At 69.5% G+C, this 394-nt stretch carries 1 pseudogene; it reads left to right on the forward strand.

Going from position 1 to position 394, the window contains the following annotated elements:
• Window positions 1–26: 26 nt before the first annotated feature.
• A pseudogene (locus G3I78_RS50315) lies at window positions 27–394 on the forward strand (carbohydrate ABC transporter permease); the annotation flags it as partial.

Here is a 394-nt window from a genome sequence, read left to right on the forward strand (position 1 = left end):
GCGCGGTCAGCGCAGGTGGGTGAACCATGCCTGAGACCCTCGTCCCGACCGCCGTCACGAGTCCCACCTCACCGGCTCCCGCGAGGCCACGTCAGCCCCGGCGCAACGCGCGCCAGGTCCTCGGCCGGGTCGGCCTCTACCTGTCCGTCGTCGTCGGCGCGGTCCTCATGCTGTTTCCGTTCCTGTGGACCGTCATCACGTCGATCACGCCCAGCGGCTCCCTGTCGGGTGGCCCGTCGCTGATCGTCGAGGACCCGACGCTCGACGCGTACCGAACCCTCATGGCGTCCATGCCGATCTGGCGGATCATCGCGAACTCGTTCGGGGTCGCGGTCGTCGCGACCCTGCTCCAGATGATCACCGGCTCCATGGCGGCCTACGGGTTCAGCCGCCT

The organism is Streptomyces sp. SID13726 (genome assembly GCF_010548375.1).
Lineage (GTDB): Bacteria > Actinomycetota > Actinomycetes > Streptomycetales > Streptomycetaceae > Streptomyces.